This is a genomic window from Oceanospirillum sanctuarii (genome assembly GCF_002150805.1).
GTDB lineage: Bacteria > Pseudomonadota > Gammaproteobacteria > Pseudomonadales > Halomonadaceae > Oceanospirillum > Oceanospirillum sanctuarii.
This window is the reverse complement of record NZ_MTBA01000012.1, coordinates 66,119-93,040: the sequence shown is the minus strand read 5'-3', so window position 1 is coordinate 93,040 and position 26,922 is coordinate 66,119. Positions and strand designations below refer to the sequence as shown.

The window sequence follows — 26,922 nt, the reverse complement described above, 5'->3', positions numbered from 1 at the left end:
CTAATACGAAACCCCGTCTCAATGAGACGGGGTTTTTTTATGCCCGCAAGAAAGGCTTATGTTGGGCGTTTAGGCTGGTTGGGTTGATCGTCGGTTATAAATGCCGAAGGGTGAAAGCAGTAGGACGGTTTTTTTCTTACAAATTGCTATTCGGCTGATCAAAAGTGTGCAGAAAGGTATAGTTATAGCAATCAATAACGAGGTGGTGATGTGGATAACTCTACGCTGATTAACTTTTTTTCTGATGGTGAATGGCATAGTGGTGTTGAGCTGGCTGAGTTACTGGGTGTGAGCCGAGCCGCTATCTGGAAACGGCTGCAAAAACTCGAGTCAGTAGGGCTAAGAATCGAGCGAGAGCAAAGCAAAGGCTATCGCTTGAGTTATTCATTTAAGCCGCTTAACGAGGCCTTACTTAAGGTTGAAGGGCTCGATATCAGATTGAATGCAATAACTGGTAGTACCAATACAGATGCACAACAAGCTGTCGCAGAAAAAGCTACACAGTGGCCGGATAACTTCAGTGTTGCCCTTGCTGAGCAACAGACTGCTGGCAGAGGGCGCAGAGGGCGTAATTGGATTAGTCCTTATGGGGCGAATTTATATATGTCCTGCGCGGCGGCATTGCCTGTGGGGGCAGCGTCCCTTGAGACGCTAAGCCTTGAAGTAGGTATCAGCGTGGCTCAGGTGTTGGAATCAAAAGGCGTGCAGGATGTTAAGGTTAAATGGCCCAACGATATTTATGTGGGCGGGAAAAAGTTAGCCGGTATTTTGATTGAAGTTGATGGTGATCTTTCGAGTCAGTGCAATGTCGTTATTGGCACAGGAATCAATTTCACTGCTGCAAGCCTGCCGGAAGAGGATATAGGTCAACCCTTCACCGCTGTTGATCAGCACACGGATGCCCGTCGTGAAGAAGTGGCTACGGCGCTCATTGGACGTATTTATGAGCGCCTTAATCAGATCGTTATGGGGGATTTCGGGAGCGCATTGTCAGAGTGGGACAGATATGACTTTTTAACAGGTAAGCCAGTGACAGTCTTCCTGGGGGCTCTAGAGATAGAAGGGCAAGCTGAAGGGCTTGATGAGCGCGGCAACATTTGCGTTCGTCTGGAGGACGGAAGTTTGCGCACGTTCGCAGGTGGAGAAGTCAGTGTCAGAGCTCAATAATATCTTGTTAGTGGATGTCGGTAATACGCGTATCAAATATATGCGCGGTCATGACTCTCAGATCCGCTATGTCAGCGATTTAAATTCTCTCCCCTGCAATGAATTTGACGAAGTACGTATTGCCACAGTGTCCCGTACCCATGAAATTGAAGCATGGGGGCAATCGATACCGGCGCGTGTACAGATCGCAAAGGTCAGAAAGGAGCATAGAGGTTTATCTGTTGCTTATGAAGATGTATCCCGGCTAGGAGTTGATCGTTGGCTTGCTATGTTAGCTTTGTGGGTGGAAAGGAACCGGGCTTTTGGTGTTGTTGATCTGGGGACAGCAATCACTGCAGATTTTGTTGATAGTTCAGGTAATCATTCTGGTGGTTATATTGTGCCGGGTTACCGGCTAATGAAGCAGGCGCTTGGAAAAAATACAGATCAGGTTGGTTTCGGTGGAAATTCTTCTGAGCAAAAATTGGGTTTAAATACAGAAGAGTGCGTCGACCATGGAATAAATCGACTGGTTTACTCCTTTCTGACCGACCTGATAAAGACAGAAGGTGACGGTAGCGCATTTGTTTTGACCGGTGGGGATGCAGAAAAGGTTATGAGAACCGGATCTGTTACCAATACTGAAATTGACGAAAGCCTCGTCATTCGTGGCTTGCGCTACTGCTTTGAATAAAAAAGAAAAAAAAGTGAAAAAAAGGTTTGCCAGAGGGTAAAGGGGTTGGTATAGTACGCCCCGTTGCCGCAAGAGGCACAAGCGAAAAGCCTGATAGCTGTAGTATTGAGTTGTCATCAAGGTTTAAGCTCGGAGGGGTTCCCGAGTGGCCAAAGGGAGCAGACTGTAAATCTGCCGGTTCGCCTTCGAAGGTTCGAATCCTTCCCCCTCCACCATTTCTTGCGGGCATAGTTTAGTGGTAGAACCTCAGCCTTCCAAGCTGATGATGCGGGTTCGATTCCCGCTGCCCGCTCCAAGGCTCATGTAGCTCAGTCGGTAGAGCACTTCCTTGGTAAGGAAGAGGTCACCGGTTCAAATCCGGTCATGAGCTCCAGTTTTAAAAAGCAGACGGTTTATCCGTCTGTTTTTTTCTGTGTAGCTTTTAGTATTTCGGCTTGCAAGTCGCGATACTCAAGAGTAGAATGCTCGGGCTGTTTTTTTGGCTCAGCGAGCAAGTGTTAGGCCAGTAGTTCAATTGGTAGAGCACCGGTTTCCAAAACCGGCTGTTGGGGGTTCGAGTCCCTCCTGGCCTGCCAGTATCTCCCCGTCTGGTATATCCTTCTCGGCAGCCGCCGAAATCTAAGGAGTTCATCATGAAAAGCAACGCGGAAGCCCAGTCGTCTAATTTTGATGGCGTTAAATGGGGTTTGGTTGTTCTGCTTGTCTCTGTTGCAGTGGCGGGAAATCTCTATTTTAAAGAGTATTCGCCTTTATATCGTGTTCTTGGTGTCCTGGTTGTTGCTGCAATCGCTGGTTTTGTCGCCCTAAAGACAGACAAAGGTCGCCGTTTTATCGATATGGCTGCAGAGTCTCGCACTGAGATCCGCAAAGTTGTCTGGCCGACCCGTCAGGAAACAACTCAGACAACCCTGATTGTTCTGGCTGCAGTTCTGTTTATGGGGCTGGTGCTTTGGGGTATCGATACCCTTTTAGGCTGGTTAGTCTCTATGGTTGTTAATTGATCGAGGAATAGACATGTCGAAGCGTTGGTATGTTGTACATGCCTATTCAGGTTACGAAAAGCACGTTATGCGTTCTCTGCAGGAGCGTGTGAAGCTTCACGGTGTTGAAGATCTGTTTGGCGAGATTCTTGTGCCGACAGAAGAAGTAGTTGAAATGCGCGACGGTAAGAAGCGCAAGTCTGAGCGTAAGTTCTACCCGGGTTATGTTCTGGTGCAGATGGAAATGAATGATTCTGCATGGCACCTGGTGAAAGAAACGCCACGAGTTTTAGGCTTTATTGGCGGTACTGCTGAGAAGCCGGCTCCGATCACCGAGCGTGAAGCGGATGCCATTCTACAACGTGTTGCTGATCGTACAGATAAGCCGCGTCCTAAGACGCTGTTCGAGCCAGGTGAAGTGGTTCGTGTTATTGATGGTCCATTTGCGGACTTCAATGGTGTTGTAGAAGAAGTGAATTACGAGAAGAGTAAGCTGCAGGTTTCTGTGCTGATCTTCGGTCGTTCTACTCCGGTTGAGCTTGAGTTCGGCCAGGTAGAAAAAGACTAAAAATTTCAGGTGCATTGCACCTTCACGGGAAGCTGAAAAGCGTTATACCCAATTAGGAGAAAAAAATGGCTAAGAAAGTTGAAGCCTATATCAAGCTGCAGGTTGGTGCAGGTAAGGCAAACCCAAGTCCACCAGTTGGTCCAGCTCTGGGTCAACACGGTGTTAACATCATGGAATTCTGTAAAGCATTCAACGCTGCTACTCAAGAAGTAGAAGCGGGTCTGCCGATTCCTGTTGTTATTACTGTATATGCTGACCGTAGCTTTACTTTCGTAACTAAGACTCCTCCTGCATCAGTTCTGCTGCTGAAAGCTGCTGGCCTGAAGAGCGGTAGTCCACGTCCTAACACTCAGAAAGTTGGTACTGTGACTCGCGCTCAACTTGAAGAGATCGCTACCACTAAACAGCCTGACCTGACTGCAGCTGATATGGATGCAGCAGTTCGTACAATCGCTGGTACTGCCCGTAGTATGGGTCTGAACGTGGAGGGTCTGTAAGATGGCTAAGTTAACTAAGCGCGCTAAGCTGATCCGTGAAAAAGTAGACGCAGAAAAAGCATACACTGTTGCTGAAGCTGTTGCTCTGCTGGCTGAACTGTCTACTGTTAAGTTCAAAGAGTCTGTAGAAGTTGCTGTTAACCTGGGTGTTGATCCTCGTAAATCTGACCAGGTTGTTCGTAGCGCTACTGTTATGCCTAACGGTACTGGTAAAGACGTTCGCGTTGCTGTGTTTACACAGGGTGCAAACGTTGAAGCTGCTAAAGAAGCAGGTGCAGATGCTGTAGGTATGGACGAGCTGGCTGCTGAAATGAAAGGCGGCGACCTGAACTATGACGTAGTTATTGCTTCTCCTGATGCAATGCGCGTTGTTGGTCAGCTGGGTCAAATCCTGGGTCCACGTGGTCTGATGCCAAACCCTAAAGTTGGTACTGTAACTCCTGACGTTGCTAACGCGGTTAAAAACGCTAAGTCTGGTCAGGTTCGCTACCGTACTGACAAGAACGGTATTATCCACGCTGGTATCGGTAAAGTGGATTTCACCGCTGACGCTATCAAAGGTAACCTGGAAGCGCTGGTTTCTGATCTGAAGAAACTGAAGCCGTCTTCTTCTAAAGGTGTTTACCTGAAGAAAATTACTCTGTCTTCTACCATGGGTCCTGGTCTGACTATCGATATGTCTGATCTGGCGGTTTAAGATAGAAACTGAACTTTGCGGGGCTCTGAGGGCTGCTGATTAGCGGTCATCAGAGTTTCGTCAAAGACCGCAGGAGCTTAGGCTTAATTTTAGATTTCGATCTGAGTCCTGCGCAGATGGAATGGCCCGCCAGATTTTCTGGTGCCCAACCATCGTTACTTCCCTGAAAAGGGGTGGTGGTAATTAAACTCTTAACTGAGTTTTAAGCTTAGGAGCAAACAAAGTGGCACTACGTCTCGAAGACAAAAAAGCAATTGTTGCTGAAGTCAACGAAGCTGCCAATTCTGCTCTTTCTGTAGTAGTTGCCGATTCACGTGGTGTTACTGTAGGTGCAATGACTGCCCTGCGTAAAGATGCCCGTGAAGCCGGTGTACAGCTGCGTGTTGTTCGTAACACGCTGGCTCGCCTAGCTGTTGAAGGTACTTCTTTTGAGTGCCTGAAAGAGAGCTTCGTAGGCCCAACCCTGATCGCTTTCTCTATGGAGCATCCGGGTGCGGCAGCACGTCTTCTGAAAGATTTTGCTAAATCTGAAGAAGCGTTCGAAGTTAAAGCTCTGGCGTACGAAGGAGAGCTGATCGCAGCGGGTGATATTGACCGTTTGGCAACTCTGCCGACTTACGACGAAGCTATCGCACGTCTGATGATGACTATGAAAGAAGCATCTGCAGGCAAGCTGGCTCGTACTCTGGCAGCTATTCGCGATCAGAAAGAAGAAGCAGCAGCTTAATTGCACTGTTTATTCTATCGATAAAGAATTTTGGTTTTAACGAGCGACAATTGCTCTACAACGTTGGGAAGCTAAGATAATGGCTCTGACTAAAGAAGATATCATCAATGCAGTTGCAGAAATGTCCGTAATGGACGTTGTTGAACTGGTTGAAGCAATGGAAGAAAAATTCGGCGTTTCTGCAGCTGCAGCTGTAGTTGCTGGTGGCGCTGCTGGCGGCGAAGCTGCTGCTGAAGAGAAGACTGACTTTGACGTTGTTCTGGCATCTGCTGGCGACAAGAAAGTTAACGTAATTAAAGCAGTACGTGCAATCACTGGTCTGGGCCTGAAAGAAGCTAAGGCTATGGTTGACGGTGCTCCTGCTGTTGTTAAAGAAGGCGCATCTAAGGATGACGCTGAAGCAGCTAAAGCCGAGCTGGAAGCTGCTGGTGCAACTGTAGAGCTGAAGTAATAAGCTTTGCAGTACAGCAGACGCTGCTGAAAATTGCAGTGGGCTGGTGGCGATTCGCCGCCGGCCTTTTTCTGTTCATAATATCCTTGACTGCTTTTAAACACGTTACTGCTTAATCAGCGGTGTGAAGACTTATCGACAGTGATCACAGGAATTGTAGATCCTTGTCGTGGCCTGATCAGATGAACAAGCTGGGGAATACTGATGGCTTACTCATATACTGAGAAAAAACGTATCCGCAAGGATTTCGGTAAACTACCCCATGTCATGGATGTGCCGTATTTGCTGGCCATCCAGCTGGACTCCTATCGATCCTTCCTGCAAGAAGATAAAACTATAGAACAGCGGGAGGATTTAGGCCTTCACGCTGCGTTTAAATCGGTATTCCCAATCGAAAGCTATTCCGGTAACGCATCTCTGGAATATGTTAGCTATCGTCTGGGCGCGCCGGTATTTGATGTTAAAGAGTGTCAACTGCGTGGTGTAACTTACGCAGCACCTCTGCGCGTAAAAGTGCGCCTTGTCATTTATGACAAAGAGTCATCAAACAAGGCAATCAAGGATATTAAAGAACAAGAAGTCTACATGGGCGAAATGCCTCTGATGACTGAGAACGGTACCTTTGTAATCAATGGTACTGAGCGTGTGATCGTATCTCAGCTTCACCGTTCTCCGGGTGTATTCTTCGACCACGATAAAGGTAAGACTCACTCTTCCGGTAAGCTGTTGTACTCAGCTCGTGTGATTCCTTACCGTGGTTCATGGCTGGACTTCGAGTTCGATCCGAAAGATAGCGTATTCGTTCGTATCGACCGTCGTCGTAAACTGCCTGCCTCCGTACTGCTGCGCGCTCTGAACTACTCCTCAGAGCAGATGCTGGACATGTTCTTTGACACCAACAAGTTCTTCTTTGAGCGTGATGGTCTGTACATGGAACTGGTTCCTTCACGCCTGCGTGGTGAAACCGCGTCCTTCGATATCTGCGACAATGATGGCAACGTTATTGTTGAGAAAGATCGTCGTATCACGCCTCGTCATATCCGTCAGATCGAAAAAGCAGGTCTGGACAAGCTGAAAGTACCTGTTGAGTACACCTTCGGCCGCGTAATCGCGAAAGATATGGTTGATGAGAAGACCGGTGAACTGATCTGCGAATGTAACGCTGAGATCAACAACGAGATTCTTGAGAAACTGGCTCAGGCAGGTTGCAAGGTTATTGAAACTCTGTACACCAATGATCTGGACTGTGGCCCGTTCATCTCCGATACCCTGCGTATCGACAGCACCCGTAACCAGCTGGAAGCTCTGGTAGAAATCTACCGCATGATGCGTCCTGGTGAGCCACCAACGAAAGAATCTGCAGAAGCTCTGTTCGAGAATCTGTTCTTCAGCGAAGACCGTTATGATCTGTCTGCGGTAGGTCGTATGAAGTTCAACCGTCGTCTGGGTCGTTCAGAAGACACAGGTTCCGGCGTTCTGAGCCACGATGACATAATCGATGTGCTGAAAGAGCTGATCAACATCCGTAACGGTAAAGGTGAAGTTGACGATATCGACCACCTGGGTAACCGTCGTATCCGTTCGGTTGGTGAAATGGCAGAAAACCAGTTCCGTGTAGGTCTGGTTCGTGTTGAGCGTGCTGTTAAAGAGCGTCTGTCACTGGCAGAGAGCGAAGGCCTGATGCCTCAGGACCTGATCAACGCTAAACCTGTTGCTGCAGCAATCAAAGAATTCTTTGGTTCTTCTCAGCTGTCCCAGTTTATGGATCAGAACAACCCGCTGTCTGAGGTAACTCACAAGCGTCGTGTTTCTGCATTGGGCCCCGGTGGTCTGACCCGTGAGCGTGCTGGCTTTGAAGTACGTGACGTACACCCGACTCACTATGGTCGTGTATGTCCGATTGAGACCCCTGAAGGTCCAAACATTGGTCTGATTAACTCGCTGGCAACTTATGCCCGTACCAACGATTACGGTTTCCTGGAAACTCCATACCGTAAAGTTGTTGATGGCATGGTGACTGACGAGCTGGTTTACCTGTCTGCAATTGAAGAAAGTCAGTTCATCATTGCACAGGCTTCTGCAACCATTAAAGACGGTCAGCTGGTAGACGAACTGGTACAGGTACGTCACAAAGGTGAAACCACCTTTATGACTCCGGATCAGGTTACCCTGATGGACGTATCTCCGCGTCAGGTTGTATCCGTTGCAGCGGCACTGATTCCGTTCCTTGAGCACGATGATGCTAACCGTGCATTGATGGGATCGAACATGCAGCGTCAGGCTGTTCCTACTCTGCGTGCTGATAAGCCGCTGGTTGGTACCGGTATGGAGCGTTTCGTAGCCCGTGACTCCGGCGTATGTGCTGTTGCACGTCGTGGCGGTGTAATCGACTCTGTAGACGCAAGCCGTATCGTTATTCGCGTAAACGACGAAGAAACCAACGTAGGTGAAGCAGGTGTAGATATCTACAACCTGACTAAGTACACCCGTTCTAACCAGAACACCTGTATCAACCAGCGTGCCATTGTACGCCCTGGTGATGTGGTTGCCCGTGGCGATATTCTGGCCGATGGTCCTTCTGTTGACCTGGGTGATCTGGCTCTGGGTCAGAACATGCGTATCGCGTTTATGCCTTGGAACGGTTACAACTTCGAGGATTCCATCCTTGTTTCTGAGCGTGTTGTTCAGGAAGACCGTTTCACTACGATCCATATTCAGGAACTGACCTGTGTATCCCGTGATACTAAGCTGGGTCCTGAAGAGATCACGTCCGATATCCCGAACGTGGGCGAAAGCGCACTGGGTAAACTGGACGAGTCCGGTATTGTTTACATCGGTGCTGAAGTAGGCCCTGGCGACATTCTGGTCGGTAAAGTAACACCTAAAGGTGAAACTCAGCTGACTCCTGAAGAGAAACTGCTGCGTGCGATCTTCGGTGAGAAAGCATCTGACGTTAAAGATACCTCTCTGCGCGTATCGACCGGTACCAAGGGTACGGTAATCGACGTTCAGGTCTTCACTCGTGACGGTGTTGAGAAAGATGCTCGTGCACGTTCTATCGAGCAGTCTCAGCTGGACGAAGTTCGTAAAGATCTGCAGGAAGAATACCGCATCGCTGAAGAGGCTACTTTTGAGCGTCTGGGTCGTCAGCTGGAAGGACAGGAAGTACTGAGTGGTCCTAAGCTGCTGAAAGGCGACAAGCTGACCTCTGATTACCTGGCTGAACTGCCACGTAAAGACTGGTTCAAACTGTCTCTGACAGATGAATCTCTGAACGAAGCTCTGCAACAGGCTGATGAGCAGCTGCAGCAGCGCCGTAAAGAGATGGACGAGAAGTTTGAAGACAAGAAGAAGAAGCTGCAGCAAGGTGATGACCTGGCTCCGGGCGTTCTGAAGATTGTTAAGGTTTACGTTGCTATCAAACGTCGTATCCAGCCTGGTGATAAGATGGCGGGTCGTCACGGTAACAAGGGTGTAATCTCTGCGATTATGCCGATTGAAGATATGCCGTACGACGCGAAAGGCGAGCCTGTAGACATCGTACTGAACCCGCTGGGTGTACCATCCCGTATGAACGTGGGTCAGATTCTGGAAACTCACCTGGGTATGGCAGCAAAAGGTCTTGGTGACAAGATCAACGAAATGCTGCTGGAACAGCGTGACAACCAGGTTCAGGAAATCCGTGGATTCCTGGACAAAGTCTACAATCAGGTTGGCAACCACAAAGAAGATATCGACAGCCTGACTGACGAAGAAGTGATCGCACTGGCTCAGAACCTGCGTAAGGGTGTTCCTATTGCAACGCCTGTATTCGATGGTGCTCCAGAGCCTGAGATCAAAGAACTTCTGCGTCTGGCAGACATTCCTGACAGTGGTCAGGTTTGGCTGCGCGATGGCCGTACCGGTGAACAGTTCGACCGTCCTGTGACCGTAGGTTACATGTACATGCTGAAACTGAACCACCTGGTCGATGATAAGATGCACGCCCGTTCCACAGGTTCTTATAGCCTTGTAACGCAGCAGCCTCTGGGTGGTAAAGCTCAGTTCGGTGGTCAGCGTTTCGGTGAGATGGAAGTGTGGGCACTGGAAGCATACGGCGCGGCTTATACCCTTCAGGAGATGCTGACTGTTAAGTCGGATGACGTGAACGGTCGTACCAAGATGTATAAAAACATCGTAGATGGTGACCATCGCATGGAACCGGGTATGCCAGAATCCTTCAACGTACTGGTGAAGGAAATCCGTTCTCTGGGTATCGACATTGACCTGGAAAGCTAATTAGCAAACAGGTTTTAGCAGATGAATTCCGATGCGGGCTGCGGCCCGCATCAGTAACTCCATTTGGAGCAGTGGCCGATGAAAGATCTAGTTAATGTGCTGAAAGCACAGGGACAAAGCGACGAATTCGACTCGATTAAGATCACGCTGGCATCGCCAGACATGATCCGCGCTTGGTCCTTTGGCGAAGTTAAAAAGCCAGAGACCATCAACTACCGTACCTTTAAGCCGGAGCGTGATGGTCTGTTCTGTGCCAAAATTTTTGGTCCGGTAAAAGACTACGAGTGTTTGTGCGGCAAATATAAGCGCATGAAGCACCGCGGTATTATTTGTGAAAAATGTGGTGTAGAGGTTACACAGGCTAAAGTGCGCCGTGATCGTATGGGTCACATTGAACTGGCGTCACCTGTTGCACACATTTGGTTCCTGAAGTCTCTGCCATCACGTATCGGTCTGTTACTGGACATGACTCTGCGTGACATCGAGCGGGTACTGTACTTCGAATCTTTCGTAGTGATCGATCCGGGTATGACCACTCTGGAACGTGGCCAGCTTCTGAACGACGAGCAGTACTACGAAGCACTGGAAGAATTCGGTGACGACTTCGACGCTCGTATGGGTGCTGAAGCGATCCAGGAGCTGATGAAAGACATCGAGCTCGAGGAAGAGATCAATCACCTGCGTGAAGAGATTCCGCAAACCAACAGTGAAACCAAGATCAAGAAGCTGTCCAAGCGTCTGAAACTGCTGGAAGCCTTCTTCAAGTCCGGTAACAAACCGGAGTGGATGATCATGGAAGTACTGCCTGTACTGCCACCTGATCTGCGTCCACTGGTTCCTCTGGATGGTGGTCGTTTCGCGACTTCAGATCTGAACGATCTGTACCGTCGTGTGATCAACCGTAACAACCGTCTGAAGCGTCTGCTTGATCTGAACGCTCCGGACATCATCGTACGTAACGAGAAGCGTATGCTGCAGGAGTCTGTTGACGCCCTGCTGGATAACGGTCGTCGTGGTCGTGCGATTACAGGCTCTAACAAGCGTCCTCTGAAATCTTTGGCAGATATGATCAAAGGTAAGCAGGGTCGTTTCCGTCAGAACCTTCTGGGTAAGCGTGTTGACTACTCTGGCCGTTCGGTAATTACCGTAGGTCCGCAGCTGAAACTGCACCAGTGTGGTCTGCCAAAGAAAATGGCACTTGAACTGTTCAAGCCGTTTATCTTTGCACGTCTGGAAGCCAAAGGTATGGCGACAACCATCAAAGCTGCGAAGAAGATGGTTGAGCGTGAGCTGCCGGAAGTATGGGATATCCTGGCTGAGGTAATCCGTGAGCACCCAGTACTGCTGAACCGTGCACCAACACTGCACCGTCTGGGTATTCAGGCATTCGAACCTCTGCTGATTGAAGGTAAAGCGATTCAGCTGCACCCACTGGTTTGTGCGGCCTATAACGCTGACTTCGACGGTGACCAGATGGCGGTTCACCTGCCTCTGACCACCGAAGCACAGCTTGAAGCTCGTGCACTTATGATGTCGACGAACAACGTACTGTCTCCTGCGAACGGTGAGCCAATTATCGTTCCTTCTCAGGACGTTGTACTGGGTCTGTACTACATGACCCGTGACCGTATCAATGCGCTGGGTGAAGGTATGGTATTCAGCGGCGTTGATGAAGCTGAGCGTGCACTGGGTGCTGGTAAAGTACACATGCAGGCGAAAGTTAAAGTCCGTATCCACGAATTCGTTCTGAACGAAGAAGATGTAATGGAAGAGAAGACTTCCATTATTGATACGACTGTTGGTCGTGCGATGCTGTACCGTGTTCTGCCGAAAGGTCTGCCATTCGGTCTGGTTAACCAGCCAATGACTAAGAAAGCGATCTCTCGACTGATCAACAATTCTTATCGTCGTGTTGGTCTGAAAGATACTGTTATCTTTGCTGACCAGCTGATGTACACCGGTTTCCGTCAGGCAACTCTGTCTGGTGCATCCATTGGTGTAAACGACTTCGTTATTCCGGAAGCAAAAGCACAGATTGTTGCTGCAGCCGAAGCAGAAGTTAAAGAAATTGAACAGCAGTTCTCTTCCGGTCTGGTAACCCAGGGCGAGAAATACAACAAGGTTATCGATATCTGGTCCAAAGCAAACGATAAAGTTGCTAAGGCGATGATGGAAGGTATCTCTAAAGAGACTGTTGTTAACCGTGAAGGTAATGAGGAAGAGCAGGACTCTTTCAACTCAGTATTCATGATGGCCGACTCCGGTGCTCGTGGTAGTGCTGCACAGATTCGTCAGCTGGCGGGTATGCGTGGTCTGATGGCTAAGCCGGATGGCTCCATCATCGAGACGCCGATTGTGGCGAACTTCCGTGAAGGTCTGAACGTACTCCAGTACTTCATCTCCACTCACGGTGCTCGTAAAGGTCTTGCGGATACCGCACTGAAAACCGCTAACTCCGGTTACCTGACCCGTCGTTTGGTTGACGTGGCGCAGGATCTGGTTGTTACTGAGCATGACTGTGGTACCGAAAACGGTCTGACCATGCATCCTCTGATTGAGGGTGGTGACATCGTTGTACCTCTGGCACAGCGTGTTCTGGGGCGTGTTGTTGCTCAGGATGTTGTTAAGCATGATTCCGGTGAGGTTCTGATTCCTCGCGGTACTCTGCTGGACGAAGGCTGGTGTGACCGTCTGGATACCATGGGTATCGACGAAATCATCGTTCGTTCTGCGATCTCCTGTGACACCCGTTACGGTGTATGTTCGAGCTGCTACGGTCGTGATCTGGCTCGTGGCCACCTGGTTAACGTGGGTGAGGCTGTTGGTGTTATCGCAGCACAGTCCATCGGTGAGCCGGGTACCCAGCTGACGATGCGTACGTTCCACATTGGTGGTGCGGCATCCCGAGCTTCTGCGATCGATAACGTACAGGTTAAACACGGCGGTACCGTTCGTTTCCACAACATCAAAGTTGTAGAGCGTAAAGACGGCAAGCTGGTTGCTGTATCCCGTTCGGGTGCACTGGCAGTAGCTGATGAAACCGGTCGCGAGCGTGAGTACTACAAGCTGCCATACGGTGCTGAAATCAGTGTTCGTGAAGGTGATGCAGTTGAGTCCGGTCAGATTCTGGCGAAATGGGATCCGCACACGCACCCGATCGTTGTAGAAATGGGTGGTCGTGCGAAGTTCATCCAGATGGAAGACAGCATTACTATTACCCGTACTCAGGACGAGCTGACTGGTCTGTCCTCTATTGAGGTAATCGACCCATCTGCACGTCCGGCTGCTGGTAAAGACCTGCGTCCAATGATTATGCTGCTGGATGAGGCGGGCAACGAACTGTCTATGCCTAACTCTCAGACTCCGCTGCAATACCTGCTGCCAGGTAATGCGGTAGTTACCGTAGAAGACGGTAAAGAAGTCGGTGTTGGTGAGATTATTGCCCGTATTCCTCAGGAATCCAGTGGTAACAAAGATATTACCGGTGGTCTGCCACGAGTGGCCGACCTGTTTGAAGCGCGCCGTCCGAAAGAGCCTGCACTGCTGGCTGAAGTTTCCGGCGTTGTGACCTTCGGTAAAGAAACAAAAGGTAAGCGTCGTATCCAGATTACTCAGGATAACGGTGAGACCTATGAAGTACTGATCCCGAAATGGCGCGTGATGAACGTGTTTGAAGGTGAGAAGGTTGAGCGTGGTGAAGTGATCTCTGATGGTCCATCTAACCCGCACGATATTCTGCGCCTGCTGGGCGTCAGCAAACTGGCTGAGTACATTACCAGTGAAGTGCAGGAAGTTTACCGTCTGCAGGGTGTAGGCATTAACGATAAGCACATCGAGGTAATTGCCCGTCAGATGCTGCGTAAAGCAGAAATCACTGAATCCGGTGATTCCAGCTTTATCCACGGTGATCAGGTAGAAGTTTCTCAGGTTCTGGAAGAGAACGAGATTCTGGATAAAGCGGGCAAATTCCCGGCTAAATTCGATCGCGTTCTGCAGGGTATTACTAAAGCGTCTCTGGCAACTGAGTCCTTTATCTCTGCGGCTTCTTTCCAGGAAACAACACGCGTACTGACCGAAGCTGCCGTAACCGGCAAGCGCGATCAGCTGCGTGGCCTGAAAGAAAACGTTGTTGTTGGTCGTCTGATTCCGGCAGGTACCGGTCTGACTTACCACAACAACCGTAAGCAAAAACTTCAGGAAGCTGAAGCAGCTGTAGCTGGCCCTACTGCCAGCGAAGTTGAAGCAGCTCTGAGTGAGATGCTGAACAGCGAAGAATAAGAAATAATTCTTTGTTGTGAAGTGAGTGAAGGCCGGATGATGTCCGGCCTTGACTGTATCTGGGAGGCAACATACAATGCGCCTCCTTAAATTAGTATGGCGGTGGTTTAACCACTGTCTTCTTTGTGTACAACGTGGAGTCTGCTTTCATGGCAACCATCAATCAGTTGGTACGCAAACCTCGTAAGCGTAAAGTTGAGAAGAGTGACGTACCTGCTCTTCAAAGCTGCCCGCAAAAACGCGGTGTATGTACTCGTGTATATACGACTACTCCTAAGAAGCCTAACTCAGCGCTTCGTAAAGTATGTCGTGTACGTTTGACTAACGGTTTTGAAGTTTCTTCATACATCGGCGGTGAAGGTCACAACCTTCAGGAGCACTCTGTTGTTCTGATCCGCGGTGGTCGTGTGAAGGATTTGCCTGGTGTTCGTTATCACACAGTTCGTGGTAGCTTGGACACTTCTGGCGTTCAAGATCGTAAGCAGGGCCGTTCCAAGTACGGAACCAAGCGTCCTAAGTCTTAATAATTTAATTTCTGTCTGATAAGAGTAAGGCCGGAGTAAATTCCGGATTTACCTGAAGACCTGGAAGAGGGCTTATCAATGCCTAGACGTCGCGTCGCAGCGAAGCGTGAGATCATCCCGGATCCTAAGTTCGGTAATGAGCGCCTAGCGAAGTTTATGAACCATGTAATGGTTAGCGGTAAGAAATCTGTTGCTGAAAAAATCGTTTACGGTGCTCTGGATAAAGTAGAAGAGCGCAGCAAAGAGCAACCGCTGGAAATGTTTGAAAAAGCACTTGAATCTATCCAGCCTCTGGTGGAAGTAAAATCCCGCCGTGTGGGTGGTGCTACATATCAGGTACCCGTTGAAGTGCGTCCTGCCCGTCGTCTGGCTCTGGCCATGCGTTGGTTGGTTGATGCAGCACGTAGCCGTGGCGAGAAGTCCATGGATCTGCGTCTTGCTGGTGAAATTCTTGATGCAGCCGAAGGTAAAGGCGCTGCAGTTAAGAAACGTGAAGACGTTCACCGCATGGCAGAAGCGAACAAGGCGTTCTCGCACTACCGCTTCTAATATAACGGGAGATATGTCGTGGCACGTAAGACCCCAATTGACCGCTACCGTAACATCGGTATTTGTGCTCACGTTGATGCTGGTAAAACTACCACAACTGAACGTGTGCTCTTCTACACCGGCCTGTCTCACAAGATAGGCGAGGTGCACGATGGCGCGGCGACTATGGACTGGATGGAGCAAGAGCAGGAGCGTGGTATTACCATTACTTCTGCTGCTACTACCTGTTTCTGGTCAGGTATGGATCAACAGTTTGATCAACACAGAGTTAACATTATTGACACGCCTGGGCACGTAGACTTCACCATTGAAGTTGAGCGTTCTCTTCGTGTTCTTGATGGTGCTGTGGTGGTTTTCTGTGGTTCATCTGGTGTTGAGCCACAGTCTGAAACGGTTTGGCGTCAGGCGAACAAATACGAGGTTCCCCGTATTGTATTTGTTAACAAGATGGATCGTACCGGCGCGGATTTTCTGCGCGTGGTTGACCAGATTGAGAGTCGTCTGAATGCGACACCGGTTCCGATTCAGCTGAATATCGGTGCAGAAGAAGAGTTTGAAGGCGTTATCGATCTGATGCGCATGAAGGCTATCTACTGGAATGAAGCCGATAACGGTATGACTTATGAGTTGCGTGATGTTCCTGCGGAGCATGTTGCGCGTGCTGAAGAGTACCGTGAGAAGATGATTGAAGCTGCGGCTGAAGCATCTGAAGAGTTGATGGACAAGTATCTCGAAGGCGAAGAGCTGTCGATCGAAGAGATCAAGGCAGGTCTTCGTTCCCGTGTTCTGAATAATGAAATCGTACTGGCGCTTTGTGGTTCTGCATTTAAGAACAAAGGCGTGCAGGCGGTTCTGGATGCTGTTGTAGAGTATCTGCCAGCTCCAACGGAAGTTAAGGCGATTGAAGGTACGCTGGACGATGGTGAAACCATCGAAACCCGCGAGGCAGATGATTCTGCGCCTTTCTCTGCCTTGGCTTTCAAGATTGCTACCGACCCATTCGTGGGTGCGCTGACCTTTGTTCGCGTTTATTCCGGTGTCCTGAATTCCGGCGACAGTGTATTTAACTCTGTCAAAGGCAAGAAGGAGCGTGTGGGCCGTATGGTTCAGATGCACGCTAATGACCGTGAAGAGATCAAAGAAGTTCGTGCAGGTGATATCGCTGCCCTGATCGGCATGAAAGATGTCACTACCGGTGACACCCTATGTGATGCGGATGGCAAAATCATCCTTGAGCGTATGGAGTTTCCAGAGCCTGTTATCTCTGTTGCTGTTGAGCCTAAAACTCAGGCAGATCAGGAGAAGATGGGTGTAGCGCTGGGTAAGCTTGCTCAGGAAGACCCGTCCTTCCGCGTACAAACTGACGAAGAAACCGGCCAGACCCTGATTTCGGGTATGGGTGAGCTTCACCTTGATATTATCGTTGACCGCATGCGTCGCGAATTTAAGGTGGATGCTAATATTGGTAAGCCACAGGTCGCGTACCGCGAAACCATCCGCTCTTCTGTTGAGCAGGAAGGTAAGTTTGTGCGTCAGTCCGGTGGTCGTGGTCAGTTTGGTCACGTTTGGCTACGTATTGAGCCTTTGGTTGACAAAGGTGAAGACGGCGAAAAGATCTACGAGTTCAATAGTGAGGTCGTAGGTGGTGTGGTGCCTAAAGAATACATTCCTGCCGTAGACAAAGGCTGTGCTGAGCAGCTGCAGAATGGTGTTCTGGCCGGTTACCCAATGATCGACGTTAAGGTTACATTGTTTGATGGTTCTTACCACGATGTGGACTCCAATGAGATGGCGTTCAAAATCGCAGGTTCTATGGCTGTCAGACAAGGTTGTATCAATGCAGATCCTGTTCTTCTTGAGCCTGTAATGAAGGTTGAGGTGGTAACACCTGAAGATTACATGGGTGATGTAATGGGCGACCTGAACCGTCGTCGTGGTTTGGTTCAAGGTATGGATGATACCGTTTCGGGGAAAGTCATTCGTGCCCTGGTACCGCTAGGTGAAATGTTCGGTTATGCAACCGACCTGCGCTCTGCAACTCAAGGCCGTGCCAGCTACAGCATGGAGTTTGAGAAGTATGCAGAAGCACCTTCAAGCATTGTTGAAGCTGTTATTAATCATAAATAACCGCTAAATATGAAAAGAGGTTTTAGCTGTGTCTAAAGAAAAATTTGAACGTTCCAAACCGCACGTAAACGTTGGTACTATCGGCCACGTTGACCACGGTAAAACTACTCTGACTGCTGCTCTGACTCGCGTATGTGCAGAAGTTTTCGGTGGCGAAGCGGTTGCTTTCGACGGTATCGATAATGCTCCTGAAGAGCGTGAGCGTGGTATTACCATCGCAACTTCTCACGTTGAGTACGATTCCACTGATCGTCACTACGCGCACGTAGACTGCCCAGGACACGCTGACTATGTTAAAAACATGATCACCGGTGCTGCTCAGATGGACGGTGCAATCCTGGTTTGTGGTGCGACTGACGGTCCTATGCCTCAGACTCGTGAGCACATCCTGCTGTCTCGTCAGGTAGGTGTACCTTACATCGTTGTATTCCTGAACAAAGCTGACCTGCTGGCTGAAGATTGTGGCGGCGTTGGTACTGAAGAATACGCAGAGATGCTGGAACTGGTTGAAATGGAAATCCGTGACCTGCTGTCTACTTACGACTTCCCAGGTGACGACACTCCAATCATCGCAGGTTCTGCACTGATGGCACTGAACGGCGAAGACGCTGACGAGCTGGGTACTACTGCTGTTAAGAAACTGGTTGAAGCTCTGGATTCTTACATCCCTGAGCCTGAGCGTGCTATCGATCAGCCGTTCCTGATGCCAATCGAAGACGTATTCTCTATCTCTGGCCGTGGTACTGTAGTAACTGGTCGTGTAGAGCGTGGTATCGTTAACACTGGTGAAGAAGTAGAAATCGTAGGTATCAAAGAAACTACTAAGACTACTTGTACTGGTGTTGAAATGTTCCGTAAGCTGCTGGACGAAGGTCGTGCAGGTGAGAACATTGGTGCTCTGCTGCGTGGTACTAAGCGTGATGAAGTTGAGCGTGGTCAGGTTCTGTGTAAGCCAGGTTCTATCCTGCCTCACACTGAATTTGAAGCAGAAGTATACGTTCTGTCCAAAGAAGAAGGTGGTCGTCACACTCCTTTCTTCAAAGGCTACCGTCCACAGTTCTACTTCCGTACTACTGACGTAACTGGTGCTTGCGAGCTGCCAGAAGGCGTTGAAATGGTAATGCCAGGTGACAACGTTCAGCTGCGCGCTACTCTGATCGCTCCTATCGCGATGGAAGAAGGTCTGCGTTTCGCGATTCGTGAAGGCGGCCGTACAGTAGGTGCTGGTGTTGTTGCTAAAATCATCGAGTAATATTACTCCTTGATTCAGGCTGGAAAGGGATCCCGATTAATTCGGTGATCCCTTTTCGTCTATGCTTGACATCTGATTTCCCTCCTCTTACAATGCGCTTCCTTTTTATCAAGGGTGAGCTCATTACGCTCGTTTCCAACTGGGGTTTTTGGAATGCAAAACCAGAAAATTCGAATTCGTCTGAAAGCATTCGATCATCGTCTGATCGATCAGTCCGCGCAGGAGATTGTTGATACTGCAAAGCGTACTGGTGCTCAGGTGCATGGTCCAATCCCGCTGCCGACCCGCAAAGAGCGTTTTACTGTTCTGATTTCTCCTCACGTGAACAAAGACGCGCGTGATCAGTACGAAGTTCGTACTCATAAGCGTGTTCTTGACATCGTTGAGCCTACAGAAAAGACAGTAGACGCACTGATGAAGCTGGATCTGGCTGCTGGTGTTGATGTGCAGATCAGTCTTGGCTAATTAGCCAATTTTAAAATTAGGCGCTCGTCGCGAGACGACACACAATTTATCAGTGGAATGCAATGAAAAGTGCAGCCATAGCGGGTGATAGCCCCGTACACTAAGGAGTCGAAATATGACTATCGGTCTTGTCGGTAAGAAAAGCGGTATGACCCGCGTATTTACCGAAGATGGTGTATCCGTACCTGTAACTGTTATCGAGGTTTCTCCAAACCGCGTAACACAGGTTCGTACGCTTGAAAAAGACGGCTATGCTGCGATCCAGGTTACTTCTGGTGAGCGTAAAGCAAAGCATCTGACCAAAGCAGAAGCAGGTCACTTCGCGAAAGCGGGTGTTGCGGCTGGTAAAGGTCTGGTTGAGTTCCGTCTGGCTGAAGGTGAAGAAGCACCTGAAGTTGGTGGTGAGCTGAACGTATCCCTCTTTGAAGCTGGTCAACTGATTGATGTGACCGGTTCTTCCAAGGGTAAAGGTTTCCAAGGTGCTGTTAAGCGTTGGAACTTCCGTACCCAAGATGCCACGCACGGTAACTCTCTTTCCCATCGTGCTCCAGGTTCTATTGGTCAGTGTCAGACCCCAGGTCGCGTTTTCAAAGGTAAGAAAATGGCCGGTCACATGGGTGCTGAGCGTAAAACTGTTCAGAGTCTGGAAGTTGTTCGTGTAGATGCAGAACGCAACCTGCTGCTGGTTAAAGGCGGTATTCCTGGTGCTCCAGGTAGTCAGGTTATTGTTCGTCCAGCAGTTAAAGCTCGCGGCTAAGGGGTAAGAGAATGAATCTGAATCTTGCAGGCGGAGCAGCAGGTACCGTTGAAGTATCTGAAGCAACTTTTGGTAAAGAGTATAACGAAGCTCTGGTACACCAGGTTGTTACTGCGTATCTGGCAGCAGCCCGTCAAGGCACTCGTGCACAGAAAACCCGCTCAGAAGTGAGTGGTGGTGGTGCTAAACCATTTCGTCAGAAAGGTACTGGTCGAGCTCGTGCGGGTACTATTCGTAGCCCAATCTGGCGTTCCGGTGGTACTACTTTCGCAGCTAAGCCTCAGAACTTTGAGCAGAAAGTGAACAAAAAGATGTACCGTGCAGCAATGCGCAGCATCCTGTCTGAGCTGGCACGCCAAGAGCGTCTGGTTGCAGTAGAAGAGTTCACTGTAGATGCGCCAAAAACCAAAATTCTGGTGAACAAGCTGAATGACATGGATCTGAACAAAGTTCTGATCGTGACTTCAGAAGTTGATACTAACTTGTTCCTGGCCGCTCGTAACATCCCTAACGTAGAAGTTGTTGATGTTGCAGCAGCAAGCCCGGTTAGCTTGGTAGCTTACGAAAAAGTGCTGGTAACTGTACCTGCTCTGCGTCAGTTCGAGGAGAAGCTGGGATGAACCAAGAGCGCATTTTCAAGGTTCTGCTAGGACCTCACATTTCTGAAAAAGCGGCTATCGTTGCTGATGCAAACAATCAGTACGTATTTAAAGTAGCTGCTGATGCGACTAAACCAGAAATCAAAAAGGCTGTAGAAGCTCTGTTTGAAGTTAGCGTTACCGGTGTTAGCACTGTAAACGTTAAAGGTAAAACTAAGCGTACTGCCCGTGGTATCGGTCGTCGTAAAGGTTTCCGCAAGGCTTATGTGTCTGTAGCGGAAGGTCAAGAAATCGACTTTGCTGGCGCTGAATAAGCGAGGAGTTGGGACAATGGCTATTGTTAAATCTAAACCCACATCAGCAGGTCGTCGCCACGTTGTTAAAGTAGTTAACAGTGATCTGCACAAAGGTGCTCCTTATGCACCACTGCTGGCTAAAAAACAGAAAACTGGCGGACGTAACAACAACGGTCGTATCACCACTCGCCACATTGGTGGTGGTCATCGCCAACACTACCGTCTGGTAGATTTTCGTCGTAACAAAGACGGTATCCCAGCGGTTGTTGAGCGTATTGAATACGATCCGAACCGTACTGCGCATATTGCACTGCTGAAGTATGCGGACGGTGAGCGTCGTTACATCATTGCACCAAAAGGTGTAAAAGCAGGTGATCCTGTACAGTCTGGCGTAGATGCTCCGATCAAACCGGGCAACACTCTGCCACTGCGCAACATCCCTGTTGGTAGCGTTATCCACTGTATCGAACTGAAACCAGGTAAAGGTGCACAAATTGCACGTTCTGCTGGTGCTGCAGTTCAGCTGGTAGCTCGTGAAGGTGCTTATGCAACTCTGCGTCTGCGTTCCGGCGAAATGCGCAAAGTACTGGTTGAATGTCGTGCAACTCTGGGTGAAGTTGGTAACTCTGAGCACAGTCTGCGTCGCCTGGGTAAAGCAGGTGCTACACGCTGGCGTGGTGTTCGTCCAACTGTTCGCGGTGTTGCAATGAACCCTGTTGATCACCCACACGGTGGTGGTGAGGGTCGTACCTCTGGTGGTCGTCATCCAGTAACCCCATGGGGTGTGCCGACTAAAGGTCATAAGACACGTAAGAACAAGCGTACTGATCGACTGATTGTCCGTCGTCGCGGTTCTAAGTAACAGTTATTAAGAGGATACAGCTGTGCCACGTTCACTGAAAAAAGGTCCATTTATTGACCTGCATCTGTTGAAGAAGGTTGAAGCTGCACTGGAAAACAACGAGCGTCGTCCTATTAAGACTTGGTCTCGTCGTTCCATGATCCTGCCAGAAATGGTAGGTCTGACCATTGCAGTTCATAACGGTCGCCAGCACGTGCCTGTACTTGTCTCTGAAGAGATGGTAGGCCACAAGCTGGGTGAATTCGCTGCTACTCGTACCTATCGTGGTCACGTAGTAGACAAGAAAGCCAAGCGTTAAGCCGAGGGGAATAAGAGATGGAAGTAGCCGCTAAATTACGGGGTGCTCGCTTATCCGCACAGAAGGCGCGTTTGGTAGCTGACCAGGTTCGCGGAATGCCAGTAGCAGATGCACTGAATCTGCTGACCTTCAGCCCGAAAAAGGCTGCGGCGCTGGTTAAGAAAGTTCTTGAATCAGCAATTGCCAATGCCGAGCACAATGAAGGTGCGGATATCGATGAGCTGCGCGTATCAACAATTTTTGTTGATGAAGGTATGACCATGAAGCGTATCAGACCACGTGCTAAAGGCCGTGCTGATCGCATTCTTAAGCGCACTTGCCATATCACGGTTAAGGTAGCAGATAAGTAGGAGACGACCAGATGGGTCAGAAAGTACATCCAACTGGCATTCGACTGGGTATTGTTAAAGATCACACTTCTACGTGGTTCGCAGAAGGTCGTGACTACGCTGACAACCTGAATAACGATCTTCAGGTTCGTGCGTTCCTGCAGGATCGTCTGAAGCAGGCTTCTGTAAGCCGTATTCAGATTGAGCGCCCAGCTCAGAATGCTCGTATCACCATTCACACTGCTCGTCCGGGCATCGTGATTGGTAAGAAAGGCGAAGATGTTGAAAAACTGCGCAACGAAGTCACTAAGATGATGGGCGTGCCTGTACATATCAACATTGAAGAAGTTCGCAAACCTGAACTAGACGGCAAACTGGTTGCAGAATCTGTAGCTAGCCAGCTGGAGCGTCGTGTTATGTTCCGTCGCGCTATGAAGCGTGCGGTACAGAATGCAATGCGTCTTGGTGCTAAAGGTATCAAGATCCAGGTATCTGGTCGTCTGGGTGGTGCTGAAATTGCACGTTCTGAGTGGTATCGCGAAGGCCGTGTGCCTCTGCACACGCTGCGTGCTGACATTGACTACGCGACTGCTGAAGCGCACACCACTTACGGTGTGATCGGTGTAAAAGTCTGGATCTTCAAAGGCGAGATCCTGGGCGGCATCGAAGAAGTTCGTGCAAAGCAGAACGCGCCTAAGAAAAAAGGCAAGTAGGAGATAGACAATGTTACAGCCAAAGCGTACCAAGTTCCGCAAGATGATGAAGGGCCGCAACCGCGGTCTGGCTCGCGGACATAATGTGAGCTTCGGTGAATTCGGTCTGAAAGCAACAGGTCGCGGCCGTATTACCGCACGTCAAATTGAAGCGGCACGTCGTACTATGACGCGTCACATCAAGCGTGGTGGTAAAATCTGGATCCGCGTATTTCCTGATAAGCCGATCACTGGTAAGCCTCTGGAAGTGCGTCAGGGTAAAGGTAAGGGTAACGTTGAATACTGGGTTTGCCAGGTTCAACCAGGCCGTGTCCTTTACGAGATGGAAGGGGTATCTGAACAGCTGGCTCGTGAAGCATTTACACTGGCAGCTGCTAAGCTCCCTGTGTCAACCACCTTTGTTAAGCGGACGGTGATGTAATGAAAGCAGCAGAACTACGTGAAAAGTCTGTTCAAGAGCTAAACGAACAGCTGGAAACTCTGCTTCGTGATCAGTTCCAACTGCGTATGCAGAAAGGCACTGGTCAGCTGAATCAGACTCACCTGCTGCAACAGGTTCGTCGTGACATCGCTCGCGTTAAGACTTTGCTGAAAGAAAAAGCAGGTAACTAAGATGGCTGATACAGAAAAAAATACCCGTACCGTTACCGGTAAAGTGGTAAGCAACAAGATGGACAAGTCCATCACTGTACTGGTTGAGCGTCGTGTAGCACACCCCATCTATGGTAAGTATGTCCGCCGTTCAACCAAGCTGCACGCTCATGACGCAGATAACTCTGCAAACATGGGTGATGTAGTTACGATCCAGGAATGTCGTCCTATTTCTAAGACTAAGACCTGGACTTTGGTGAGCATCGATGAGCGTGCTGTTGAGCTGTAATAGCTCTGGCACAAATCGAAGTTTAGTTAGCGTATTTGGTTTGGAGAAGAACCGATGATTCAAACGCAAACCATGCTTGATGTGGCCGACAACAGCGGCGCTCGTCGTGTAATGTGTATTAAGGTGCTTGGTGGTTCTAAGCGTCGTTATGCACGAGTTGGTGACATCATCAAAGTTACCGTTAAGGAAGCAATTCCTCGCGGTAAGGTTAAAAAAGGTCAAGTCCTGAAGGCTGTAGTAGTTCGTACACGTCAGGGTATTCGTCGTCCGGACGGTTCTGTGATCCGTTTCGATGGTAACGCAGCAGTAATGCTGAATGCTAACGATGCCCCGATCGGGACCCGTATCTTCGGCCCTGTGACACGTGAACTGCGTGGCGAAAAGTTCATGAAGATTATTTCCTTGGCGCCAGAAGTGCTGTAGGGAGCGAGAGACCGGCTATGCGTAAAATTAAACGTGAAGACGAGGTAATCGTCATTGCGGGTAAGGATAAAGGCAAGCGCGGCACCATTAAGCGTGTTCTTAAAGATGGTCGCATTGTTATTTCAGGTGTGAATATGGTTAAACGTCACACCAAGCCAAACCCGATGTTAGGCACACAAGGTGGTATTGTTGAGCGCGAAGCGCCCATCCATTCCTCAAATGTTGCCATTTATAACAAAGAAACTAACAAAGCAGATCGCGTTGGTTTCAAGGTCTTGGAAGATGGTTCCAAGGTTCGGATTTACAAGTCGACCCAGAAAGAGATCGACGCCTAATCGAGTCAGGTAACATCATGGCGAGACTGAAAGAGTTATATAAGTCAGAAGTTGTAGCCAAGTTGCAGGAGCAGTTTGGTTACAAAAATGTGATGCAGGTTCCCCGCATCACAAAGGTGACTCTTAACATGGGTATCGGCGATGCAACCAGCGATAAAAAGCTGATTGATAACGCACTGGTAGACCTTGAAGCACTGAGTGGCCAAAAACCAATCGTAACTAAAGCACGCAAATCTGTTGCTGGCTTTAAGGTACGTGAAGGTTGGCCGATCGGTTGCAAGGTGACCATGCGCGCTGATCGTATGTGGGAGTTCCTGGATCGTCTGGTAGACATTTCTATTCCGCGTGTTCGTGACTTCCGTGGTCTGAACCCGAAATCGTTTGACGGTCGTGGCAATTACAGCATGGGTGTTCGTGAACAGATCATCTTCCCTGAAATTGAATACGACAAAGTGGATCGTATCCGCGGTTTAGATATCACTATCACTACCACTGCGGAAACTAACGAGGAAGGTTTAGCACTTCTGAGTGCTTTACAGTTCCCGTTCAAGAAATAAGGGTAGGATCATGGCAAAAGTTAGTATGGTTCAGCGTGAGCTGAAGCGCGCCAAGCTGGTTCAGAAATTCGCTGCAAAGCGTTCTGAACTGAAAGCACTGATCGCTAACCCAGCGACTTCTGAAGAAGATCGTTGGGAAGCACAGCAACAGCTGCAGAAACTGCCACGTGACTCCAGCCCAGCACGTCAGCGTAATCGCTGTCGTGTGACTGGTCGTCCGCATGGCTTCTACAACAAGTTCGGCCTGAGCCGTATCAAGTTGCGTGAAGCTGCCATGCGTGGTGATGTTCCTGGCCTGCGTAAAGCAAGCTGGTAACCGCGTATATTTAGGAGCGCGAACCTAATGAGCATGCAAGATACACTGGCGGATATGTTCACTCGTATCCGTAACGCACAAATGGTAGCTAAGGAGTCCGTCTCCATGCCTTCATCAAAACTGAAGGTTGAGCTGGCACGTGTGCTGAAGGAAGAAGGTTACATCACAGATTATTCTGTTGCAGGTGACGTGAAGCCTTCACTGACTGTTGAACTTAAGTACTTCGAAGGCAAGCCGGTTATTGAAAAAATCGAGCGTGTTAGTAAGCCGAGTCTGCGCCAGTATAAAGGCGTTGAAGCTCTGCCGAAGATCGAAGGTGGTTTGGGTGTAGCGATCGTGTCCACCTCTAAAGGTGTTATGACCGACCGTGCAGCACGCCAGGCCGGTGTTGGTGGCGAAGTCATCTGCACCGTATTCTAGGAGATCGAAATGTCCAGGGTAGCAAAAAGTCCTGTTGAACTGCCGAGCGGCGTTGAATTCAAGCAAGAAGGTCAGCTGGTTACTGTTAAAGGTAAGCAGGGTGAACTGAAGCTGGATCTGCACGCAGACGTAGTAGTTGAACAAAACGATAACGTGCTGACCTTTGCCCCGGCGTCTGAGAAAGCATCATGGGCACAGGTGGGTACCGCTCGTGCCTTGATCAACAACATGGTGGTTGGTGCTAGTGAAGGTTTCACTAAGACACTGAACATCCTTGGTGTTGGTTACCGTGCTCAGGCTAAGGGCAGTGAACTGAGTCTGGCTCTAGGTTTCTCCCACCCGGTAGACTACAAGCTACCTGAAGGTGTGAGTGCCGAGACGCCAAGCAATACTGTTATCGTACTGAAAAGTGCTGATAAACAGCTGCTGGGCCAGGTTGCTGCAGAGATTCGTGCTTACCGTCCACCTGAGCCTTATAAAGGTAAGGGTATCCGTTATGCGGACGAGCAAGTACGTCGCAAAGAAGCTAAGAAGAAGTAAGGCAGGGTTATGAGCGCTAAAAAAGAGTCTCGTTTACGTCGCGCGCGTCGTGCACGTGCCAAAATGCGTGAGCTCGGCGTACACCGCCTGTGTGTGAACCGCACCCCGCGTCACATTTATGCTCAAATCATCAGCCCAGACGGCGGCCAGGTTCTGGCTGCTGCATCTACTGTAGATGCAACTCTGCGTGATGGCGCAACGGGCAACGTTGAAGCGGCAGGCAAAGTAGGCAAGCTGATTGCTGAACGCGCAAAAGAAGCAGGTGTAACTAAGGTTGCATTTGATCGCTCCGGCTACAAGTATCACGGCCGTGTTAAAGCGCTGGCAGATGCTGCCCGTGAAGGCGGTCTGGAATTCTAAGGGT

32 protein-coding genes and 4 tRNA genes are annotated in these 26,922 nt (G+C 49.4%); all 36 read left to right on the top strand.

Going from position 1 to position 26,922, the window contains the following annotated elements:
- Positions 1–210: 210 nt before the first annotated feature.
- The 36 genes from BV405_RS15950 to rplR all read left to right on the top strand — a co-directional run bounded on the left by BV405_RS15950 (position 211) and on the right by rplR (position 26,918).
- Positions 211–1,167 carry a biotin--[acetyl-CoA-carboxylase] ligase gene (locus BV405_RS15950; protein ID WP_086481881.1) on the top strand — a complete coding sequence of 319 codons (957 nt, stop codon included), beginning with the start codon at positions 211–213 and terminating at the stop codon, positions 1,165–1,167.
- Complete coding sequence (locus BV405_RS15945) at positions 1,151–1,840, top strand: type III pantothenate kinase (RefSeq protein WP_176330194.1); 690 nt, start codon at positions 1,151–1,153, stop codon at positions 1,838–1,840. The genes BV405_RS15950 and BV405_RS15945 overlap by 17 nt, the downstream gene beginning before the upstream one ends.
- Before the next feature lie 131 nt (positions 1,841–1,971).
- Positions 1,972–2,055, top strand: a tRNA-Tyr gene (locus BV405_RS15940).
- Between the two features lie 6 nt (positions 2,056–2,061).
- Positions 2,062–2,135: transfer RNA gene (locus BV405_RS15935), tRNA-Gly, on the top strand.
- A 2-nt stretch (positions 2,136–2,137) separates the two neighbouring features.
- Positions 2,138–2,213 (top strand) — tRNA-Thr (locus BV405_RS15930).
- A gap of 126 nt (positions 2,214–2,339) precedes the next feature.
- A tRNA-Trp gene (locus BV405_RS15925) sits at positions 2,340–2,415 on the top strand.
- A gap of 57 nt (positions 2,416–2,472) precedes the next feature.
- Complete coding sequence (gene secE, locus BV405_RS15920) at positions 2,473–2,841, top strand: preprotein translocase subunit SecE (protein ID WP_086481879.1); 369 nt, start codon at positions 2,473–2,475, stop codon at positions 2,839–2,841.
- Positions 2,842–2,854: 13 nt separating this feature from the next.
- Complete coding sequence (gene nusG / locus BV405_RS15915; protein WP_086481878.1) at positions 2,855–3,388, top strand: transcription termination/antitermination protein NusG; 534 nt, start codon at positions 2,855–2,857, stop codon at positions 3,386–3,388.
- Between the two features lie 65 nt (positions 3,389–3,453).
- Positions 3,454–3,885: a 50S ribosomal protein L11 gene (rplK, locus tag BV405_RS15910; RefSeq protein ID WP_086481877.1), complete on the top strand. Its 432-nt coding sequence runs from the start codon at positions 3,454–3,456 to the stop codon at positions 3,883–3,885.
- Between the two features lies 1 nt (position 3,886).
- On the top strand, positions 3,887–4,582 hold the full coding sequence (rplA, locus tag BV405_RS15905) for a 50S ribosomal protein L1 (RefSeq protein WP_086481876.1): 696 nt from the start codon (positions 3,887–3,889) through the stop codon (positions 4,580–4,582).
- A gap of 223 nt (positions 4,583–4,805) precedes the next feature.
- The gene (rplJ, locus tag BV405_RS15900) at positions 4,806–5,309 is read left to right on the top strand and encodes a 50S ribosomal protein L10 (RefSeq protein ID WP_086481875.1); all 504 of its coding nucleotides are present in this window, start codon (positions 4,806–4,808) and stop codon (positions 5,307–5,309) included.
- Positions 5,310–5,388: 79 nt separating this feature from the next.
- Entirely contained in the window at positions 5,389–5,760 is a 372-nt protein-coding gene (gene rplL, locus BV405_RS15895; protein ID WP_086481874.1) for a 50S ribosomal protein L7/L12, read from the top strand.
- Positions 5,761–5,964: 204 nt separating this feature from the next.
- A complete protein-coding gene (rpoB, locus tag BV405_RS15890) occupies positions 5,965–10,038 on the top strand; it encodes a DNA-directed RNA polymerase subunit beta (protein ID WP_086481873.1) in 4,074 nt (1,357 codons plus the stop codon).
- A 78-nt stretch (positions 10,039–10,116) separates the two neighbouring features.
- The gene (gene rpoC, locus BV405_RS15885) at positions 10,117–14,316 is read left to right on the top strand and encodes a DNA-directed RNA polymerase subunit beta' (protein ID WP_086481872.1); all 4,200 of its coding nucleotides are present in this window, start codon (positions 10,117–10,119) and stop codon (positions 14,314–14,316) included.
- A 149-nt stretch (positions 14,317–14,465) separates the two neighbouring features.
- On the top strand, positions 14,466–14,840 hold the full coding sequence (rpsL, locus tag BV405_RS15880; protein WP_028304195.1) for a 30S ribosomal protein S12: 375 nt from the start codon (positions 14,466–14,468) through the stop codon (positions 14,838–14,840).
- Between the two features lie 78 nt (positions 14,841–14,918).
- The gene (gene rpsG, locus BV405_RS15875; RefSeq protein ID WP_086481871.1) at positions 14,919–15,389 is read left to right on the top strand and encodes a 30S ribosomal protein S7; all 471 of its coding nucleotides are present in this window, start codon (positions 14,919–14,921) and stop codon (positions 15,387–15,389) included.
- An 18-nt stretch (positions 15,390–15,407) separates the two neighbouring features.
- Complete coding sequence (fusA, locus tag BV405_RS15870) at positions 15,408–17,516, top strand: elongation factor G (protein WP_086481870.1); 2,109 nt, start codon at positions 15,408–15,410, stop codon at positions 17,514–17,516.
- Positions 17,517–17,544: 28 nt separating this feature from the next.
- A complete protein-coding gene (gene tuf, locus BV405_RS15865; RefSeq protein ID WP_086481869.1) occupies positions 17,545–18,768 on the top strand; it encodes an elongation factor Tu in 1,224 nt (407 codons plus the stop codon).
- A 153-nt stretch (positions 18,769–18,921) separates the two neighbouring features.
- Positions 18,922–19,233 carry a 30S ribosomal protein S10 gene (rpsJ, locus tag BV405_RS15860; RefSeq protein WP_028301416.1) on the top strand — a complete coding sequence of 104 codons (312 nt, stop codon included), beginning with the start codon at positions 18,922–18,924 and terminating at the stop codon, positions 19,231–19,233.
- Between the two features lie 115 nt (positions 19,234–19,348).
- Entirely contained in the window at positions 19,349–19,990 is a 642-nt protein-coding gene (rplC, locus tag BV405_RS15855; protein ID WP_086481868.1) for a 50S ribosomal protein L3, read from the top strand.
- Positions 19,991–20,001: 11 nt separating this feature from the next.
- Entirely contained in the window at positions 20,002–20,610 is a 609-nt protein-coding gene (rplD, locus tag BV405_RS15850; RefSeq protein ID WP_086481867.1) for a 50S ribosomal protein L4, read from the top strand.
- Entirely contained in the window at positions 20,607–20,903 is a 297-nt protein-coding gene (gene rplW, locus BV405_RS15845) for a 50S ribosomal protein L23 (protein WP_086481866.1), read from the top strand. Before rplD ends, rplW begins: the two co-directional genes overlap by 4 nt.
- A 16-nt stretch (positions 20,904–20,919) precedes the next feature.
- On the top strand, positions 20,920–21,747 hold the full coding sequence (rplB, locus tag BV405_RS15840) for a 50S ribosomal protein L2 (RefSeq protein WP_086481865.1): 828 nt from the start codon (positions 20,920–20,922) through the stop codon (positions 21,745–21,747).
- 22 nt (positions 21,748–21,769) lie between these two features.
- Positions 21,770–22,045: a 30S ribosomal protein S19 gene (gene rpsS / locus BV405_RS15835; RefSeq protein WP_078320631.1), complete on the top strand. Its 276-nt coding sequence runs from the start codon at positions 21,770–21,772 to the stop codon at positions 22,043–22,045.
- Between the two features lie 17 nt (positions 22,046–22,062).
- On the top strand, positions 22,063–22,395 hold the full coding sequence (gene rplV / locus BV405_RS15830; protein ID WP_086481864.1) for a 50S ribosomal protein L22: 333 nt from the start codon (positions 22,063–22,065) through the stop codon (positions 22,393–22,395).
- Positions 22,396–22,406: 11 nt separating this feature from the next.
- Positions 22,407–23,087 carry a 30S ribosomal protein S3 gene (gene rpsC, locus BV405_RS15825; protein ID WP_086481863.1) on the top strand — a complete coding sequence of 227 codons (681 nt, stop codon included), beginning with the start codon at positions 22,407–22,409 and terminating at the stop codon, positions 23,085–23,087.
- Between the two features lie 10 nt (positions 23,088–23,097).
- Positions 23,098–23,508: a 50S ribosomal protein L16 gene (gene rplP / locus BV405_RS15820; protein ID WP_086481862.1), complete on the top strand. Its 411-nt coding sequence runs from the start codon at positions 23,098–23,100 to the stop codon at positions 23,506–23,508.
- Positions 23,508–23,699, top strand: coding sequence for a 50S ribosomal protein L29 (rpmC, locus tag BV405_RS15815; protein WP_086481861.1), 192 nt, complete (start codon positions 23,508–23,510; stop codon positions 23,697–23,699). Before rplP ends, rpmC begins: the two co-directional genes overlap by 1 nt.
- Before the next feature lies 1 nt (position 23,700).
- The gene (gene rpsQ, locus BV405_RS15810) at positions 23,701–23,967 is read left to right on the top strand and encodes a 30S ribosomal protein S17 (protein ID WP_086481860.1); all 267 of its coding nucleotides are present in this window, start codon (positions 23,701–23,703) and stop codon (positions 23,965–23,967) included.
- Between the two features lie 54 nt (positions 23,968–24,021).
- Entirely contained in the window at positions 24,022–24,390 is a 369-nt protein-coding gene (gene rplN, locus BV405_RS15805; RefSeq protein ID WP_028304210.1) for a 50S ribosomal protein L14, read from the top strand.
- A gap of 17 nt (positions 24,391–24,407) precedes the next feature.
- Positions 24,408–24,725: a 50S ribosomal protein L24 gene (gene rplX / locus BV405_RS15800; RefSeq protein ID WP_078320638.1), complete on the top strand. Its 318-nt coding sequence runs from the start codon at positions 24,408–24,410 to the stop codon at positions 24,723–24,725.
- Between the two features lie 17 nt (positions 24,726–24,742).
- Entirely contained in the window at positions 24,743–25,282 is a 540-nt protein-coding gene (gene rplE / locus BV405_RS15795) for a 50S ribosomal protein L5 (RefSeq protein WP_086481859.1), read from the top strand.
- A 10-nt stretch (positions 25,283–25,292) separates the two neighbouring features.
- Complete coding sequence (rpsN, locus tag BV405_RS15790; RefSeq protein ID WP_086481858.1) at positions 25,293–25,598, top strand: 30S ribosomal protein S14; 306 nt, start codon at positions 25,293–25,295, stop codon at positions 25,596–25,598.
- Between the two features lie 27 nt (positions 25,599–25,625).
- On the top strand, positions 25,626–26,018 hold the full coding sequence (rpsH, locus tag BV405_RS15785; protein WP_086481857.1) for a 30S ribosomal protein S8: 393 nt from the start codon (positions 25,626–25,628) through the stop codon (positions 26,016–26,018).
- Between the two features lie 9 nt (positions 26,019–26,027).
- A complete protein-coding gene (rplF, locus tag BV405_RS15780; protein WP_086481856.1) occupies positions 26,028–26,558 on the top strand; it encodes a 50S ribosomal protein L6 in 531 nt (176 codons plus the stop codon).
- A gap of 9 nt (positions 26,559–26,567) precedes the next feature.
- Positions 26,568–26,918 (top strand): 50S ribosomal protein L18, encoded by a 351-nt coding sequence (gene rplR, locus BV405_RS15775; RefSeq protein WP_086481855.1) that lies wholly within the window; start codon positions 26,568–26,570, stop codon positions 26,916–26,918.
- Positions 26,919–26,922 lie beyond the last annotated feature (4 nt).